Below are 15,119 nucleotides of genomic sequence, written 5' to 3' on the forward strand. Positions count from 1 at the left end.
CAGCTCCGGCCGTCACGCAACCCGGGTGGCGAGCATCGTCTCTTCGAGAGTCCAGGTGTTCTCGCCGTCGTCGGAGAACTCCCCTGTCCATGTGAAGGTGTTGTCGGTGATGTCGGTGAAGCGCCACCGAAGCGTTGGTTCGTCATCTGTGCTGGTCAAAGTGATATCCCCGTCGCCTATTTCGCCGATGAACTTTCGAACACGTGCATTGATCGGCTCCACCCACGTTGATCTCCAGGCTGCGATCGACGGATCGTAGAACCGGATGGTTGACCCATGAAATGCTCGAAATCCCCGTTCCGGTGGCGCAAGAGCAGCCCCGGGCACCATCCACACATCCTGGATCGCACGACCGCCCAGGACCCACCCGAAGTGGAGCTCTCCGTCGAGTTCGGGAGAGTCCGTTGCCGCCGGTATCCAGCGGATATGCCAGGATCCCACGAATCTTCCGAACGCCCGCAAGTGCTCAGTTGCGCCCCGAGCCGGGCCAGGGGAATGCAAGTGGGCGGCCAAGGCGTTGCCGCCTCCGAAATCCGTCAGCATGTTGACATGTTGTCAGATTGCTGACGAATATGCCAGGCTGGGTAGGTGAACAAGGCGGAGGCTTACCGATTACTCATTGCCGACGTCTACGAACTCGCCGGCGCATCGCGCCGGACGAGCGAGGACGTGGCTCGACGGGCCGGACAGACCGTTGCCCGCTGGCACGTGCTCAGCGTCCTGTCCGAACCGTCGACGGTGGCCGGAGCTGCACGACGCCTTGGCCTGTCACGCCAGAGCGTGCATCGCATCTGCGGCGACCTCTTACGTGAAGGGCTTCTGGAGAGCCAGGACAATCCCGACCATCAGACCTCACCCCTACTCCGACTCACCAGCGCCGGCCGGGCGATCCTGGCCGAACTGGTGCGGGAATCGGACGTCGAGAGGTCCCGGTTGCTCACCCGCACACACATCACAGTGGACGAACTTGAGAGCACGCGCACCATCGTCCGCGCCCTGATCACCGCCCTCGAGAGTCAGTGACGCCGGGATCGTCAGCGGAATCGCCTGAGTCGCAGACTGTTTCCGATGACAAACACCGATGACAACGCCATCGCCCCGCCGGCGATCATGGGGCTGAGCAATCCCAGTGCGGCCAGGGGCAGTGCGGCCACGTTGTATCCGAACGCCCAGAACAGGTTTCCCTTGATGGTGCGAAGTGTTGCGCGAGACAGGCGAATCGCATCGCCTGCGGCCCGCAGGTCACCCCGGACCAGGGTGATGTCCCCGGCCTCGATCGCGGCGTCGGTCCCCGTGCCCATCGCCAGTCCCAAATCGGCCTGAGCCAGAGCGGCGGCGTCGTTGACACCGTCGCCGACCATCGCCACGGTCTTTCCCTGTGCCTGCAAATCCTTGATCGTATCGACCTTCGCAGAAGGCAATACCCCCGCGATCACTGTGCTGATACCCACCTGTGCGGCAACCGCTTTGGCGACACTCTCGTGATCACCGGTGAGCAACACCGGCTCGAGACCGAGGTCCACCAACTCCGCAACGGCCTGCCGCGACGTCGCCTTCACCACGTCGGAGACCACGAGCACGCCGCGGGCGCGTCCGCCCCAGGCGACCGCGACAGCAGTCTGGCCTTCCGAACCCGCCCGCTCCAGTGCGGCGACAAGCTCACCGGGTATCTCGTTGCCTCGCTCGGTCAGCAGTTGTGGTCGACCCAGAAGCACCTCCACGTCGTCGACGACACCCTGGACCCCGAGGCCCGCGGAATTGACGAAATCACGAACTGCGGGCAGCGGCCCGGTGCGCTCGCGTGCGCCGTCGGCGATGGCACGCGCGATCGGATGTTCGGACGCGTTTTCGACCGCTCCGGCCACGCGCACAACATGATCCGTCTCTTCACCGTCGGCGACGGCAACCTCCGTCAAGGTCATCTGACCGGTTGTCACGGTGCCGGTCTTGTCGAGCACCACGGTGTCGACCTGCCGCGTGGACTCGAGCACCTCGGGTCCCTTGATCAGTATTCCCATCGTGGCCCCGCGGCCTGTCCCGACCATCAACGCGGTCGGCGTCGCCAGCCCGAGTGCGCAGGGGCACGCGATGATCAACACGGCGACCGCCGCGGTGAAGGCATCGGCAGCGTCATATCCGAGCAGCAGCCATACAGCCAGGGTGCCCAGCGCGAGCGCGATGACCACGGGCACGAAGACACCGGAGATCCGGTCGGCCAAACGCTGTACCTGCGCCTTGCCGTTCTGCGCCTGTTCCACCAGCCTCGCCATCTGCGCGAGCTGTGTGTCGTTACCGATCTTGGTCGCGCGTACGGTGATCCGACCTCCGGCGTTCACCGTTGCGCCGACCACGGCATCGCCTTCGTTCACCTCGACCGGCACCGATTCACCGGTCAACATCGACGCATCCACTGCCGACGAGCCACTTTTCACCACACCGTCGGTTGCGATCCGCTCGCCCGGCCGCACCACGAACAGGTCACCGACGGCCAGGTCTCCGATGGGCACCAGCGATTCGGTGTCACCCCTGAGCACGGTCACGTCTTTGGCGCCGAGACCGAGAAGCGTTCGCAAGGCCGCTCCCGCACGGCGTTTGGATCGCATCTCGAAGAACCGGCCCGCCAAGATGAAGGTGGTGACTCCCGCCGCCGCCTCCAGGTAGATGTTGGCCGACCCGTCCGAGGAGCTCATCTCCATCCCGCCGTGTGCGGTCTGGGGATCACCTGCGGCTCCGAAGAACAGCGCGTACAGCGACCAGCCCAGCGCGGCAATGGTTCCCACCGATACGAGTGTGTCCATCGTCGCAGCGCCGTGACGCAGGTTGATCGCTGCCGCCCGGTGGAACTGCCAGCCTCCCCACACGACCACAGGCGCTGCGAGTGTCAACGAGAGCCACTGCCAATTGTCGAACTGCAGAGGCGGAATCATCGCCATGGCGATCACGGGAACGGAGAGGGCGGCGCTGACCAGCGTGCGATGACGCAGGCGGTTCAGTTCCTGATCATGACCGTCGTCATCGTTGTCGTCGGCGGCGGAATCGGGATGGTCCTCGATCGCTTTCGCCCGGTAACCGGCCGCCTCGACCGCAGCGATCAAGTCGCCGGTGGCGACCGGATCGGAGTAGGCGACGTTTGCCTTTTCGGTCGCGTAGTTCACCGTCGCCTGCACGCCGTCGAGCTTGTTGAGCTTGCGTTCGATGCGGTTGGCACACGAGGCACACGTCATCCCAGCGATCTCGAGGTCGACATGTGCCTGTGGGACAGCCGCTTTCGCGTCGCCGGTGGAACTTGTCGGCGTAGTCGAACTCATTGCTCAGCCCAGCCGGTATCCGGCCTCGTGCACCGCGGCCTCGATCTCGTCCCGGCCGACCGGCTGCTCACTGTGGACGGTGAGCCCGCCGCTGTTCAGGTCCACGTCCACCTTGTCCACACCAGGCACCTCGGACACTTCCTCGGTGACCGATGCGACGCAGTGCTGGCATGTCATCCCCACCACCGTGTAGGTCTGCGCGCTCATGTTCGCCCTCCTTCTACGACCGGACCAGCCGGGCGATCGCCTCGGTGGCCTCTTTGACTTTTTCCTGACCCTGCTCTTCGCTCTGGCGGGCTGCGTCGACGACGCAATGCGACATGTGCTCCTCGAGCAGTCCCAGGCTCACCGCTTGCAATGCCTTGGTCATCGCCGCCACCTGGGTGAGGATGTCGATGCAGTACTTCTCGTCTTCGACCATCCGCTGCAACCCGCGGGCCTGCCCTTCGATACGGCGCAGCCGCTTGAGGTAGTCGTCCTTGCGGTTGATGTAGCCGTGGTGTTGGTGCTCGTCGGCCATGTGTCCTCTTTCGCCCGTTGTTCGTACCGGTTTACCATACCCCCCTACCGTACCCAAGTCGAGGAGTAGAGCTGACGGAACTGCCCAGGTGGGGCGATCGAGTTGATCGGCCCCCTAGGAGAGGGGACGTGAGGCCGGGCCGATGGGCCGCGGCGTGATCATCGGATCCGGCGGATCCGAACCGGCAGGCCGTCGGCGGGCATCGGACCGGTTCCCCAGGTCATCAGAGGGACATAGTCGCGGGGCACCGTCCAAGAGAAGTCGAGGAGGAGTCGATGCAGCACCGCTTTGACGGTCATGGCCGCAAAGTGCATCCCGATGCACTTGTGGGCGCCGGCGCCGAACGGCGACCACGCGTAGCGATGCATGTCCTTCAACACTGCAGGGTCATCGAAGCGACCGGGATCGAAGACGTCCGGCCGCGACCACCACGTGTCCAATCGCATCGACAGATGCACGTTCAGGGCAATCTCGGTGCCCGCAGGTATGTGGTGGCCCAGAATGCTGGTGTCGGACACGGCCTGACGGAACAGCGTCCCGGCAGGCGCATACATCCGCAAAGACTCTTTGAAGGCGCAGTCCAGCAGATGGGCGGAATTGAGCTCGTCCATCGACGCGTCGGCAGGTAGGGCTGCGACCTCCTCTCGCAGGTGCTGCTGCAACTCGGGGTCTTTGCCGAGGTGATAGAGCAGCATGGACAGCGCGATGGTGCTGGTGTCGTGCGCCGCCATCAGCAGGAAGATCATGTGATTGGTGACGTCCTCATCGGTGAAAACGTTGCCCTCGTCGGTGCGCGACTGACACAACACGGTGAACAAGTCGTCGCCGTTTTGACCACGGCGCCTCGGTACCGCCGTCCTGAAGTATCGCTCCAGATGCCGTCTGCCGCGTAGACCACGAGCCCACAGCCCACCGGGAACCGGCTGACGGACAACCGCTTGCGCTCCCCGGACCGCGTCGTCGAACGCACGCGACAGATCAGTCGCAGTCGAGCTGTCGGGGGGCTCGCCGACGAACACCTGACTCGCCATCGCGAGCAGCAACTCCTTGGTGTGGTCGAACACAGGGACTTGCTCACCAGTGGCCCATGTGGCGACGATCCCGGAGACGAGCGGCCGCGACAACGCGAGGTAACCGTCGAGACGGGGACGCGTGAACGCCTGCTGCATGATCCGTCGATGGAACATGTGCTCGTCGAAATCGAGCAGCATGAGGCCCCGACGGAAAAAGGGGCCGATCACGGGGTGCCAACCCCGCTCGCTCGAGAACACCTTGTTCTTGTCGAGCCAGACCTCCTGCAGCGCTTCCGGACCCGTCACGGTGACAACCCTGAAGCCGACGGCGCCGGTCCACGACACCGGCCCGAACCGGCGGTATCGCTCACGCCCGAAGTCGAGAGGATGGGCGATGCTCTCCAGGACGTGCCCCAGACCGGGAATGCCGTAGCTGCCCATGACGGGTTCGAGTCCACTGCCTTCGGGGGGTGCGGCGAGCGGTTCCGCCGAAGACGGGTACAGCGAGGCCAGGCGGGCCGAACCCCGCTGCAGAGTGTCGGTGACCCCTGCCCGCGTCGGCCTCATCGGATCTGGGTCCTGTCGAGGTATGCCCGGCGACCGCCCGGATCGAACGCACCCGGTTCCTTGCCACCCACGAGTCGCTTGGCCTGCAGCAGAAGCCATTCCGGCACACCCTGTTCGACCACGCCCATCGGCGCCAGCCAACGAGGGACCGTGACCTCTGATCTACCGTGACCCGCGCTGGCGACAATCGCCGCCGCGACGTCGTCGGCCTCCAGTGTCGGCTGCAGGCGCAAAGTCACCCCCGAGGTCAAGTCGGTCCGGGTGGCAGCGGGCATCACTGTCGTCACGCTCACCCCGGTGCCGGCGATCTCGGCGCGGATGGCACGCGAGAGTGCGACCACTCCGAACTTGGAAGCGCAGTAGGTTGCCATGCCTGGTGTCGAGACCTTGCCTGCCATCGATGAGACGTTCACGATGTGACCCCGGCCGCGGACGATCATGTGGGGCAGCACCAGATGGGTCCCCGTCACCACTGCGCCGAGATTGATGGCCAGTTCGCGGTGCAGCGCCTGGAGTTCGGAATCGACGAAGCGACCCATCAGCTGGATTCCGGCATTGTTCACGAGCATGTCGATGTCGTGGCCGTCCGCGGCGGCCAGCAAGAACTCCCGAAAGCTCTTCTCATCCGTGACATCGAGAGCTTCCGCCCTGATTCCCAGCTCGTCGGCCGTCGCCGAAGCGGCATCGAGATCGATGTCGCCGATCGTCACGATGGCACCCCTCTGGGCCAAGGCGGCTGCAGTGGCTCGGCCGATCCCGCGAGCACCGCCCGTGACACAGACGCGGGCACCATCGAGGTCGATCACAGGGGTCTTCCGATCGGCTCACGAAGCGCGAAGTAGGCGATGAGTCGGACCTCCCCGCCGGGCATGGTGAGCAATGCGCGCCCCAGATACACCCCCGGGACCAGCTCGACGATTTCATCGCGCGTCCTCTTGATGGGGAACGTGCGGACGCTGGGATTCTTGTATTGGGGCACACCGTAATCGAGCGCGCGCACCATGACTCGTGGCTCGATCAGGCCTTTGTCGATCGCATGGTCGAAGTCGAAACCCTCCACCTCGCCGCGTCCCCGCCGGAGCCCGCGGTACCCGAATGCGACAACCGGCATGGCCAGCCGAGCGATAGGTGCCAATCTGTTGAATCCCGTTCCGGCGCCCAGGTCGAAGGTCTTTCCCCGCCATGTCGGGTTGACGCGCATCAAAGGATTGGCCAGGTGGGCCTCGGGTATCCCGAACAGCTTGCCGACGATCAGTCCCTCCATCTTGCCGTCCGGTCCGTCGGGGGCCGTGCCTTCACCGAACAACTCCGCCAACGCTTCTCGGTCGTTTCGGGCACCGAGTTCTTTGATGTATTGCCACGCCGCTCCCCGGGCGACAGTTGGACGTGCGACTGCCAACTCCCGCAGCTCCGAGGCCATGGAACGAACGGCAGTAACCGACTCCCCATCCCTCGTCGACGAGACGACCTCTTGCTCTTGTACCGACATACGTGGGCCTCCAAACTTTGGTACAACTCTGTTCCAGTTCGTATCTGGAACGGGACGGTACCAGATAGACGTGGGCAATCAAGACCTTTGGCGGACGAAGATGCAAAACTGTGGGCGTGACTAGCGGCAGCACGCGGAACTACGGGGGTGCTTCCGCATCTGCACGTGTCGAGAAGCGCCGGTCCGGTCTCATCGACGCGGCTTTGACGGAGATGGCCGAGAATCGCTGGCGTTCTGCGACCGTCGCCAGCCTGTGTGTTCAGGCCCGACTGAACAAGCGGTACTTCTACGAGAGTTTCGACGACCTCGACCGGCTCGCCGACGCTGTCATCGACAGCGTCGCCGCCGACGTCGGTGGTGCGGCCGTTGCGGCGTATCTCGCGACACTCGACTCGCCTCTGGAGGTGCAGGCCAAGAACACTGTGAGCGCATTGGTCGACGTCCTGGGCACCGATCGGCGCAAGGCGCTTGTCCTACTCGGCGGCGTACCGACTTCCGCAGGTCAGGAGAGCACGCGACGGGCTGCCATCGGTGGTTTGACGGCCATCCTCGTGGACCATGCACGGCGTATCCACGACGTCGAACTGGAACAGGACTCTTTGGCCTTCACAGCCCCGGCGTTTGTCATCGGCGGTACCGCACAGGCGATCTTGTCGTGGGTCAACGGCGACCTTCCGGTCGAGCGCGATCAGTTGATCGACGACATCGCCGCAATCTGGTTGTCGCTCGGCGAAAGCGCGTCGGATATGGCGCGGTCGAGGCTCGATGCCCGCCCGGGTGAGTAACTGTCCCGAGTTTCACCGTTGGGGTTCGGCAGGGCGATGACGCAACGCGCGCGCCAGATCGGTCAGGGCATCCGCGACCGCGAGTAGCGCTTCGTCGACCGTGGGCGTACGCGAGTGGCCGGCCTCCCGGTTCGACTCTGGTTGATCACCGGCCGGACTCACTCCGCTCGGCGCGGGGTCCCGGGGCGAGTCCGCCGTCTCCACCTGCTCCGGGTCAGGTTCGCGGTGTCGACGAGGTGGGGCCTCTGGTGCCATTTCGCGAGACGCGACATCACTGACGGTGACGAGGGTGCCGTTGCGGGAACCGTTCCGGCTGATTTGCGGCTCCGGCCGGTACGGTGCCCCGAAGCCACGCATCTTCGAGGGCGGGGCGAATCGGTGGGGTCCACCGTGGTCGGCGAACAGAACGCAACTGCCTCCGTGAACTCCGTCGGATGCCACACAGCTCTCGAGCTCCGCCAGACGCTGGCCGGGCTGGCCGGGCTGGCCGTCGAGCCACAGCACCCAGGTCCGCCGCGCATCGGGCGGCTCGGATCCCCCGTCACTGCCGTGCGTCCCGTCGTGACCGAGCCCCAGGCGGCATCGTTGAACCCAGCCGTTCTCCGGCGCGTGCGCAAACGCTTCATACGTGTCGGAGGCAGCGATTACCGTGGACCAGCACAGGTCGAATTCGGTCGCCACCGCTACATCTTGGCCTCATCGCGATGCGGTGGCGAGTCCGACACACGAGTTGGGAGTTTTGATGATCGGTTTCGTTAATGCCATTGCCCTCGACGGACCAGATCCGGTCGGGCTCGCGCAGTTCTACCAGCAAGTTCTCGGTGGCGAGCTGGATACAAGCGATCCCGAATGGGTCACGCTGGATTGCGGTTTGGGTAAAGCGAAACTGACATTTCAACCATCAACCAGCTATGTACCCCCGAAGTTCCCCGACCCCAACGGCAGTCAGCAGTTCCATCTCGACATCCAGGTCGACGACTTCGAGTCGGCCGAACCACAGATACTCGACCTCGGAGCGCGCAAGGTCGAGGGTCAGGAACATCCCGGTTTCCGGGTGTACCTCGACCCGGTGGGTCACCCGTTCTGCCTTGTCCTGGAGTAACCGAGGCTTCCTTCTGACTGCTGTCTGACGAAGTCAGGCCGCGTATAGTTGCTGCCATGGTTGCAGTTCTCGACGAGAAGTTGGCCGACCTCGATCGGTGGACACCGGGCGACCGGTGCTCGATAGTCCGCGCCCTCGAGGTGGTCGGGACCAGGACTGCATTGCTGATCATGCGCGAGGCCATGTACGGCACGACTCGTTTCGACGGATTCGCGCGGCGGGTCGGAGTCAGCGACGCAGTCGCATCCGCGCGACTCAAAGCACTTGTCGAAGCAGGTCTGCTGGAGAAGTCGCCGTATCAGGAACCTGGTCAACGCACGCGTTACGAGTACCGGCTCACCGAGATGGGCACCGACCTGGTTCCCGTGCTGTTCGGACTCATGCAGTGGGGAGACAAGTATTTCCAGCCCAAGGGCAAGCCGCTGCAGCTGCAATCCAACGTGACGGGTGAGCCCGTGCACGTGGGACTGACCACGCCTGACGGCACCGAGGTCCCCCTCGACGACTTGCGGATATCGCTGGTCAAACGCTGACGGATAGACTCCTCAGCCATGGTTGCCGACGCTGCGCTGCGTGCTGATCTCGTGGTGGTCGGTGCGGGTGTCGCGGGCCTGACCGCGGCCGTTCGAGCCGCCGAATCAGGGCTCGCGGTGATCGTTCTCAACAAGGGCAGCGGCTGGCGTCCCGACGATCCGGCACCCAACACCGCCACCTACTTCGCGCAGGGTGGCATCGCCGTGGTGGAGCCCAGCAACGCGGAGGACTCGGTCGCACTGCACACCCGCGACACCGTGGTCGCGGGTGCCGGTCTCACCGACCCTGTAGCCACAGAGTCCATCCTCTCGGAGGGCCACGCCGCGGTCTCGGCCTTGGTCAGCTGGGGCGCGCACTTCGACATCGGGGACGACGGGCGCTTCCTGCGGACACGAGAAGGTGGACACAGCGTTCGTCGGATCATTCACGCCGGCGGCGACGCCACCGGAGCGCAGGTGCAACGGTCCCTGGCGGTGCGCGCGCTCGCCCAACCCACCATCACCGTGCTCGACGAATCGTATGCCCAGCAGATCCTGCAGGACCAGCACGGCACAGCGGTCGGGGTGCGCGTCGGACGCTCCGGTGGCTCCTTCCGAGACATTTTGGCGCCCACGGTGATTCTCGCGACCGGCGGGGTCGGGCACCTCTATGCGGCCACCACCAACCCCCTCGGTTCGACGGGTGACGGCATCGCCCTGGCGCACAAGGTTGGTGCGGCGGTCTCGGACATGGAGTTCATCCAATTCCATCCCACGATGCTGTACCGCCCCGGTCAGCGCGGCAGGCGCACACTCATCACCGAGGCCCTACGCGGCGAGGGCGCAAAACTCGTTGACAGCGAAGGCAATTCGGTCACCGAAGGCGTACACCCCCTCGGCGATCTCGCTCCGCGCGACGTGGTCGCCAATGCCGTCGGTGCCGCCATGGCGCGCACCGGCCACCGCTGCGTCTACCTCGACGCCCGTCACATCGCGGACTTCGGCCGCCGCTTCCCCACGGTCACCGCCGGTGTCGCAGCAATCGGCATCGACCCCACCACCGACCTCATCCCGGTGGTGCCCGGCGCTCATTATCTCTGTGGAGGTGTTGTCACCGATACCGAGGGCGCCACCACCGTTCCTGGGTTGTTTGCCGCAGGCGAAGTCGCCCGGACAGGCCTGCATGGTGCAAATCGTTTGGCGTCCAACAGTTTGCTCGAAGGACTGGTGATGGGACTGCGGGTCGCGCGGGCAGCCGCCGGCCGAGCCGGACACCCAGACGCTTCGCGACCGGACGTCGCGACCGAGCTCGACGCACCTGTCGCCCCACGTCGAGACCTCCAGGACCGAATGTCCGCGAGCGCGGCCCTATCTCGCGACCATTCAGGGCTGATGGCTCTCGCCGACCACCTCGACGCGGTGCCGCGTCGGCCACTGCTGGATGGTGCCGACCACGAAGATGCTGCCCTGACCGCCACCGCACGATTGGTGGTCGCCGGCGCTTTGGCCCGAAAAGAGTCGCGGGGTTGCCATCACCGGGTGGACTACCCCGAGGCCTCTGCGCCCATCGCGGGTTGACACACGCGACCCGCCGATTGCCAGGTGGATGTACAGCGCTTTGGCTCCTCAGACTGTTCATAAAGGCTCTCCTGCTTCAGTTTTCGTAGATGCTCATCGTCTTCCCGCCTTTGACGTTCTCGCCTGTGCGCGGGTTCCCGGCCGGTTTCATCTGAACATATGACTATCGAATGTGTGTTCGAGTATCTAGACTGATTCCAAGCTGATCGTCCGCAAGACCTGACTCTGAGATACGTGTGACTACGCCACCATTGTGATCGGCTGTCCCAATGTTGTTGTCTTGGAGGGGGTGTGGTGATGGCTGTTCTCGATGTGGTTGATGAGGTCATCGGGGTGGAGTTTCCGGATGATCCGGCCGGGGTGGTGGCGGTGGTGAAAGATCTGATCACCCTGCGTAATGCTGTGGATGCGCGGTTGGCGGCCGGTGCGGCGATCATCGACCGCCTGGGTGTGGCCAAACGGATGGGTTCGACAACCTCGAAGGTGGTGCAGGCCAACGGTGCCGCCCCAGCGGTGGCGGCACGATGGCTACGGATCGGGACCGGCCTGGCGGGGTTGGAGCGTACAGCCGGATACTTTCGGGACGGGTTCCTCTCCGCTGAGCACGTCGACGCAATTGTTCGGGGCATCAGTCATGTGCGCGGCCGCATGGTGGGTGTGATGAGCGACGACTTCCGGTGTGAGGTCGAGCGGAAACTCGTGGCTCATGCGATCTCTGGTGCACCCCCCGCCGAGATCGGCCGGATTGCCCGGGCGATAGGTAACGAGGTCGCCGGGGAGTCGGGTGGGGTGCCGGCCGCCGAAGACGTTTCGTTGAACACTCTGGACTACGTCATCACTGACGATGGCCGGCTATCGGGCAGGTTTGATGTTGATGCGGTGACCGCAGAGAAGATGATGTCCGCGCTGGACGTGTGGTCCAGGCCGCGACCTGAACCGGACGGGAGCGCCGATGCTCGCACACCGACGCAACGACGCGCTGACGCCCTGCACCAACTGCTTGATTGTGGCGGTGGTGGGCAGGGTTTGGTGTCGGCGCCGAGAACGGAAGTGGCCGTCACGGTTCCGGCGGATCACCCCGACCGGGCCGTGTTGCGGTGGATGGGTCCGGTCACCGAAGCGGTAGCGGCAGCAGCTGCGTGTGATGCAGTGATCACCTCGATCACCCTCGACGGGCAGCAGGTGCCGATCGACCTGAGTCCACCCAAGCGTTTGTTCACCGGGCCAGTGCGCAAAGCAATCCTGATCCGCGATACCTGCTGCATCAAATGCGGGGCACCAGCAACCTGGTCAGACTGCCACCACATCGTGCACTGGGCCGACGGCGGACCCACCACCCTCGCGAATGGGTGTCTGTTGTGCCGGACGTGCCATCGGGCCGTGCATCACACCGACTGGGACATCGTCATGGGCGCCGACGGACATCCCTGGCTCATCCCGCCCGCCGACATCGACCCCACCCGACAACCACTACCGGCCTACAACCGCCGAACCCTCACCCACGCAGCCTGACTCAGGCTGCCTGACTCACGCGAACCAGCACCGCACCGCGAAACACCGCACCCGACACATCGCCGGGACCGCGGACGCACCCTGACAACTCCATAGTGTGAAACCGCGTTCAGGGGCTGTCGCCTGCCCGACTGGCACAGGTCAGGCGACAGCCCTACCAACACGGGCCGGCTCAGGAGCACGATCAGGGCCACATGCGTTGGCGACTTCGAGACGTGAAAAGTGCTGTCGCTGAATGGTTGTTCTTCGCAGGTAGACCGAACTCCATCCCGCCACCACAACCCACGTGATCAGCAGTAGCGCGAACAACGCTGCAGCAATGACGCGCAAGGGTGTCGACCCCACCGCAACGGCAAGTGATGCCAAACCGGTCACGCACGTGCCGATCGGAAAGGTGAAGCTCCACCAGGTGGGCGTGAAGGTCAGTCCCCGTCGGACGTTGTGCACGGTGATCAGCGCCGCGAGGACAAAGACGAACCCTGCAAACCCCGACATGACCAATCCGTAGCCGATACCGAAGACGCGCAGACCGTTTGCGATCGAGGCCTGCTCGCCGTCGAACACGAGGTGGGCACTCGACCCGAGTAACACTGCGGCTGCTATGGATTGGCCGATCATCCCGAGCATGATCCATACCGTCGGTGCAACCTGCACAGACGGCAGTCCGCGATGGATGAGACGCGAATAGACCATCGTCATCGTCAAGAACCCGACAATCAACGTCAGCCCGAACAGCGCGTAACACGTTGCGAGAAGTCCTGATCGGATGTCGCCGGGCGGCAGGTGCGGGAGGAGCAACGGGCCGGTGGCTGCCGACACCATCGGCGGAACCACCGGCATCAACCAACTCGGCATGGCACCGTCCGCCGAACTCTGCGTACCGGTGATGGTCCGAAATGGAACCCACACGGTTGTGAACACGCCCGCGGCGGTACCCACCGCCCACAACGCACCGCCGACCCACACTGCGGCTGAGTCACCGACGAACTGCGGTCCGAGCTCGACCGTCCCGGCCCCGACCGTGAGCAAGGCCATGGCTGGGGCGCCGTAGAAGTGAGCCATACCGGGGTCCGCGGCGTGATCGGCAGGCCCCTTGCCGAGGAACAGGCACGACGCGACCACCAGGCCGGCCAGCGCGATCACCCAGAAAGAGGTGGTGAGAACTCCCATCGCCGGCCAGGCCGAGTGCAACGCCACACCCGACGTGGCCACGATGCCCGTGCCCATCACTGCAGAGAACCAGTTCGGCGTCATGGATTCATGGTCACCTCGTCTCGTCGAGACAGGTAGAGGGCTTGTTGTTGTCCGGGTACAAGTCAGGCTTGTAGCCTCGACAGATGGTGTTGCCCGCTCGAGTCCCCGACCTCTCCGCCCTCGACGTTGTCGTGTCAGTGGCACGGCAAGGCAGTATGAGCGCCGCCGCCCGCGAACAGAACCTCAGCCAGCAGGCAATCAGCGCACGCGTCCATGCCGTGGAACGCGAACTGGGTGTGGTGCTCTTCCGCAGGTCGCCGTCGGGCACCGAGCTGACGCCCGAAGGCGTCGCAGTCCTGGAGTGGGCATCGGGTCTGCTCGACGCGGCGGAACGGTTCTCGGCCGGAATCGACTCGTTGCTGGGCAGCAAGCGCGCCACGGTCACGGTCGCGGCCTCGATGACGGTTGCCGAGATTCTGATTCCGTCCTGGGCCCTGGCCCTCCGGCGCCTTCACCCCGAGACACGGATACGGGTGCAGCCGATGAACTCCGCCGATGTCATCCGGGATGTGTTGGCAGGATCCGTCGACGTGGGGTTTGTCGAAGGGCCACACACCGATTCGCATCTGGATCACCGGGCTGTCGCGCACGACGAGCTGGTGGTGGTCACCCGGCCGGATCATCCCTGGGCGCGAGCCGGCCGCGCGATCTCTCCTGCCGAATTGATGCGCACCCCGCTGGTTCAACGTGAACACGGTTCGGGCACGCGAGTCACCTTCGAGGCGGCGCTCGGTGAGGCCGCGGATCCGTTGCTCGAGCTGACGTCGGTAGCTGCTGTCAAGGCCGCGGTCCTCAGTTCCGACGCACCGGGCGTGCTGTCCAGTCTGTCCGTCGCGCCCGAGCTGGCGGACGGCAAGTTGGTCCGCATCGAGGTGTCCGGCGTCGCAATGCCTCGGGTGTTGCGCGCAGTATGGGATCGAAATCGCGGGTTGCACGGGCCAGCAAGGGATTTGGTCGACCTCGCGATCACCCGGTCTTCCGCTTCGCCCTGACTGAGGTGCCGTCGGGCAATACCATCGGCTGAGGCAGTGGATGCTGCCGAAAGGAGCCATCATGAAGTTCAAAGTTCGCCACATCCCCACCCGGGTCGCCACCGGCGCATTCATCCTCAGTTCGGGTCTGGCCAAGCGACAGGCCGACGAGGAAACCGCCACACAGCTCCACGGCCTCACCGCCGGGACATACCCACTGGCAACCAAGCTCAGCCCACCTGCGTTCATTCGGTTTGTCTCGACCGGCGAGATCGCACTCGGAGCAGCGTTGTTGCTCCCCATCGTCCCCACCGCCGTTGCGGGCGCGGGTCTAACCGCCTTCTCGGCGAGTCTCCTCGGCCTCTACCTGAACACCCCCGGCATGCGGGAACCAGGCACCCTGGCCCCCACCCAGCAGGGCACCGCGCTTGCCAAGGATGTCTGGATGCTGGGCATCGGTGTGGGACTGATGGTTGACGCTCTCGGCGAGAAGGTGCGGTCGAAATAA

General features: G+C 64.8%; 17 protein-coding genes. 8 read left to right on the top strand and 9 right to left on the bottom strand.

The genetic code is table 11. From position 1 onward, the window contains the following. Nucleotides 1-12: 12 nt before the first annotated feature. Entirely contained in the window at nt 13-441 is a 429-nt protein-coding gene (locus ACVWY6_RS14240) for a hypothetical protein (protein ID WP_457538869.1), read from the bottom strand. A gap of 147 nt (nt 442-588) precedes the next feature. Here ACVWY6_RS14240 and ACVWY6_RS14245 point away from each other — a divergent pair, with 147 nt between their 5' ends. After that, on the top strand, nt 589-1,023 hold the full coding sequence (locus tag ACVWY6_RS14245; RefSeq protein WP_457538871.1) for a MarR family winged helix-turn-helix transcriptional regulator: 435 nt from the start codon (nt 589-591) through the stop codon (nt 1,021-1,023). 11 nt (nt 1,024-1,034) lie between these two features. On the opposite strand, the gene ACVWY6_RS14250 is transcribed toward ACVWY6_RS14245, so the two are convergent. The 6 genes from ACVWY6_RS14250 to ACVWY6_RS14275 all read right to left on the bottom strand — a co-directional run bounded on the left by ACVWY6_RS14250 (nt 1,035) and on the right by ACVWY6_RS14275 (nt 6,897). Then, the gene (locus ACVWY6_RS14250; protein WP_457538872.1) at nt 1,035-3,308 is read right to left on the bottom strand and encodes a heavy metal translocating P-type ATPase; all 2,274 of its coding nucleotides are present in this window, start codon (nt 3,306-3,308) and stop codon (nt 1,035-1,037) included. Nucleotides 3,309-3,311: 3 nt separating this feature from the next. Continuing rightward, entirely contained in the window at nt 3,312-3,515 is a 204-nt protein-coding gene (locus tag ACVWY6_RS14255) for a heavy-metal-associated domain-containing protein (RefSeq protein WP_030176524.1), read from the bottom strand. Between the two features lie 13 nt (nt 3,516-3,528). Continuing rightward, nucleotides 3,529-3,828 carry a metal-sensitive transcriptional regulator gene (locus ACVWY6_RS14260; RefSeq protein ID WP_030176527.1) on the bottom strand — a complete coding sequence of 100 codons (300 nt, stop codon included), beginning with the start codon at nt 3,826-3,828 and terminating at the stop codon, nt 3,529-3,531. Between the two features lie 158 nt (nt 3,829-3,986). Next, a complete protein-coding gene (locus ACVWY6_RS14265; protein ID WP_457538874.1) occupies nt 3,987-5,408 on the bottom strand; it encodes a cytochrome P450 in 1,422 nt (473 codons plus the stop codon). Next, on the bottom strand, nt 5,405-6,214 hold the full coding sequence (locus ACVWY6_RS14270; protein ID WP_457538876.1) for an SDR family oxidoreductase: 810 nt from the start codon (nt 6,212-6,214) through the stop codon (nt 5,405-5,407). The genes ACVWY6_RS14265 and ACVWY6_RS14270 overlap by 4 nt, the downstream gene beginning before the upstream one ends. Beyond that, complete coding sequence (locus ACVWY6_RS14275; protein WP_457538878.1) at nt 6,211-6,897, bottom strand: hypothetical protein; 687 nt, start codon at nt 6,895-6,897, stop codon at nt 6,211-6,213. The genes ACVWY6_RS14270 and ACVWY6_RS14275 overlap by 4 nt, the downstream gene beginning before the upstream one ends. Nucleotides 6,898-7,013: 116 nt before the next feature. Here ACVWY6_RS14275 and ACVWY6_RS14280 point away from each other — a divergent pair, with 116 nt between their 5' ends. Then, nucleotides 7,014-7,682 carry a TetR/AcrR family transcriptional regulator gene (locus tag ACVWY6_RS14280; RefSeq protein ID WP_457538880.1) on the top strand — a complete coding sequence of 223 codons (669 nt, stop codon included), beginning with the start codon at nt 7,014-7,016 and terminating at the stop codon, nt 7,680-7,682. 12 nt (nt 7,683-7,694) lie between these two features. Here the strand turns inward: ACVWY6_RS14280 and ACVWY6_RS14285 are convergent, their stop codons facing one another. After that, the gene (locus ACVWY6_RS14285; RefSeq protein WP_457538882.1) at nt 7,695-8,363 is read right to left on the bottom strand and encodes a hypothetical protein; all 669 of its coding nucleotides are present in this window, start codon (nt 8,361-8,363) and stop codon (nt 7,695-7,697) included. 61 nt (nt 8,364-8,424) lie between these two features. Here ACVWY6_RS14285 and ACVWY6_RS14290 point away from each other — a divergent pair, with 61 nt between their 5' ends. The 4 genes from ACVWY6_RS14290 (at nt 8,425) to ACVWY6_RS14305 (ending at nt 12,386) form a co-directional block, all read left to right on the top strand. Continuing rightward, nucleotides 8,425-8,784 carry a VOC family protein gene (locus ACVWY6_RS14290; RefSeq protein WP_023954391.1) on the top strand — a complete coding sequence of 120 codons (360 nt, stop codon included), beginning with the start codon at nt 8,425-8,427 and terminating at the stop codon, nt 8,782-8,784. A gap of 56 nt (nt 8,785-8,840) precedes the next feature. Next, a complete protein-coding gene (locus ACVWY6_RS14295) occupies nt 8,841-9,317 on the top strand; it encodes a winged helix-turn-helix transcriptional regulator (protein ID WP_062796611.1) in 477 nt (158 codons plus the stop codon). An 18-nt stretch (nt 9,318-9,335) separates the two neighbouring features. Then, nucleotides 9,336-10,874 (top strand): L-aspartate oxidase, encoded by a 1,539-nt coding sequence (nadB, locus tag ACVWY6_RS14300; protein ID WP_457538883.1) that lies wholly within the window; start codon nt 9,336-9,338, stop codon nt 10,872-10,874. A gap of 297 nt (nt 10,875-11,171) precedes the next feature. Continuing rightward, nucleotides 11,172-12,386: a DUF222 domain-containing protein gene (locus ACVWY6_RS14305; protein ID WP_457538885.1), complete on the top strand. Its 1,215-nt coding sequence runs from the start codon at nt 11,172-11,174 to the stop codon at nt 12,384-12,386. 141 nt (nt 12,387-12,527) lie between these two features. Here the strand turns inward: ACVWY6_RS14305 and ACVWY6_RS14310 are convergent, their stop codons facing one another. Beyond that, entirely contained in the window at nt 12,528-13,640 is a 1,113-nt protein-coding gene (locus tag ACVWY6_RS14310) for a TDT family transporter (RefSeq protein ID WP_457538888.1), read from the bottom strand. Between the two features lie 83 nt (nt 13,641-13,723). Here ACVWY6_RS14310 and ACVWY6_RS14315 point away from each other — a divergent pair, with 83 nt between their 5' ends. Beyond that, nucleotides 13,724-14,632 (top strand): LysR family transcriptional regulator, encoded by a 909-nt coding sequence (locus ACVWY6_RS14315; RefSeq protein WP_457538890.1) that lies wholly within the window; start codon nt 13,724-13,726, stop codon nt 14,630-14,632. Between the two features lie 61 nt (nt 14,633-14,693). Then, complete coding sequence (locus ACVWY6_RS14320; RefSeq protein WP_030165686.1) at nt 14,694-15,119, top strand: hypothetical protein; 426 nt, start codon at nt 14,694-14,696, stop codon at nt 15,117-15,119.

The sequence above is a fragment of the Williamsia sp. R60 genome (assembly GCF_054063855.1).

Coding starts and splice junctions, on each gene's coding strand:
- ACVWY6_RS14250 (WP_457538872.1), bottom strand. CDS start 3,308: ATGAGTTCGACTACGCCGACAAGTTCCACCGGCGACGCGAAAGCGGCT.
- ACVWY6_RS14255 (WP_030176524.1), bottom strand. CDS start 3,515: ATGAGCGCGCAGACCTACACGGTGGTGGGGATGACATGCCAGCACTGC.
- ACVWY6_RS14260 (WP_030176527.1), bottom strand. CDS start 3,828: ATGGCCGACGAGCACCAACACCACGGCTACATCAACCGCAAGGACGAC.
- ACVWY6_RS14265 (WP_457538874.1), bottom strand. CDS start 5,408: ATGAGGCCGACGCGGGCAGGGGTCACCGACACTCTGCAGCGGGGTTCG.
- ACVWY6_RS14275 (WP_457538878.1), bottom strand. CDS start 6,897: ATGTCGGTACAAGAGCAAGAGGTCGTCTCGTCGACGAGGGATGGGGAG.
- ACVWY6_RS14290 (WP_023954391.1), top strand. CDS start 8,425: ATGATCGGTTTCGTTAATGCCATTGCCCTCGACGGACCAGATCCGGTC.
- ACVWY6_RS14295 (WP_062796611.1), top strand. CDS start 8,841: ATGGTTGCAGTTCTCGACGAGAAGTTGGCCGACCTCGATCGGTGGACA.
- nadB (WP_457538883.1), top strand. CDS start 9,336: ATGGTTGCCGACGCTGCGCTGCGTGCTGATCTCGTGGTGGTCGGTGCG.
- ACVWY6_RS14305 (WP_457538885.1), top strand. CDS start 11,172: ATGGCTGTTCTCGATGTGGTTGATGAGGTCATCGGGGTGGAGTTTCCG.
- ACVWY6_RS14310 (WP_457538888.1), bottom strand. CDS start 13,640: ATGACGCCGAACTGGTTCTCTGCAGTGATGGGCACGGGCATCGTGGCC.
- ACVWY6_RS14315 (WP_457538890.1), top strand. CDS start 13,724: ATGGTGTTGCCCGCTCGAGTCCCCGACCTCTCCGCCCTCGACGTTGTC.
- ACVWY6_RS14320 (WP_030165686.1), top strand. CDS start 14,694: ATGAAGTTCAAAGTTCGCCACATCCCCACCCGGGTCGCCACCGGCGCA.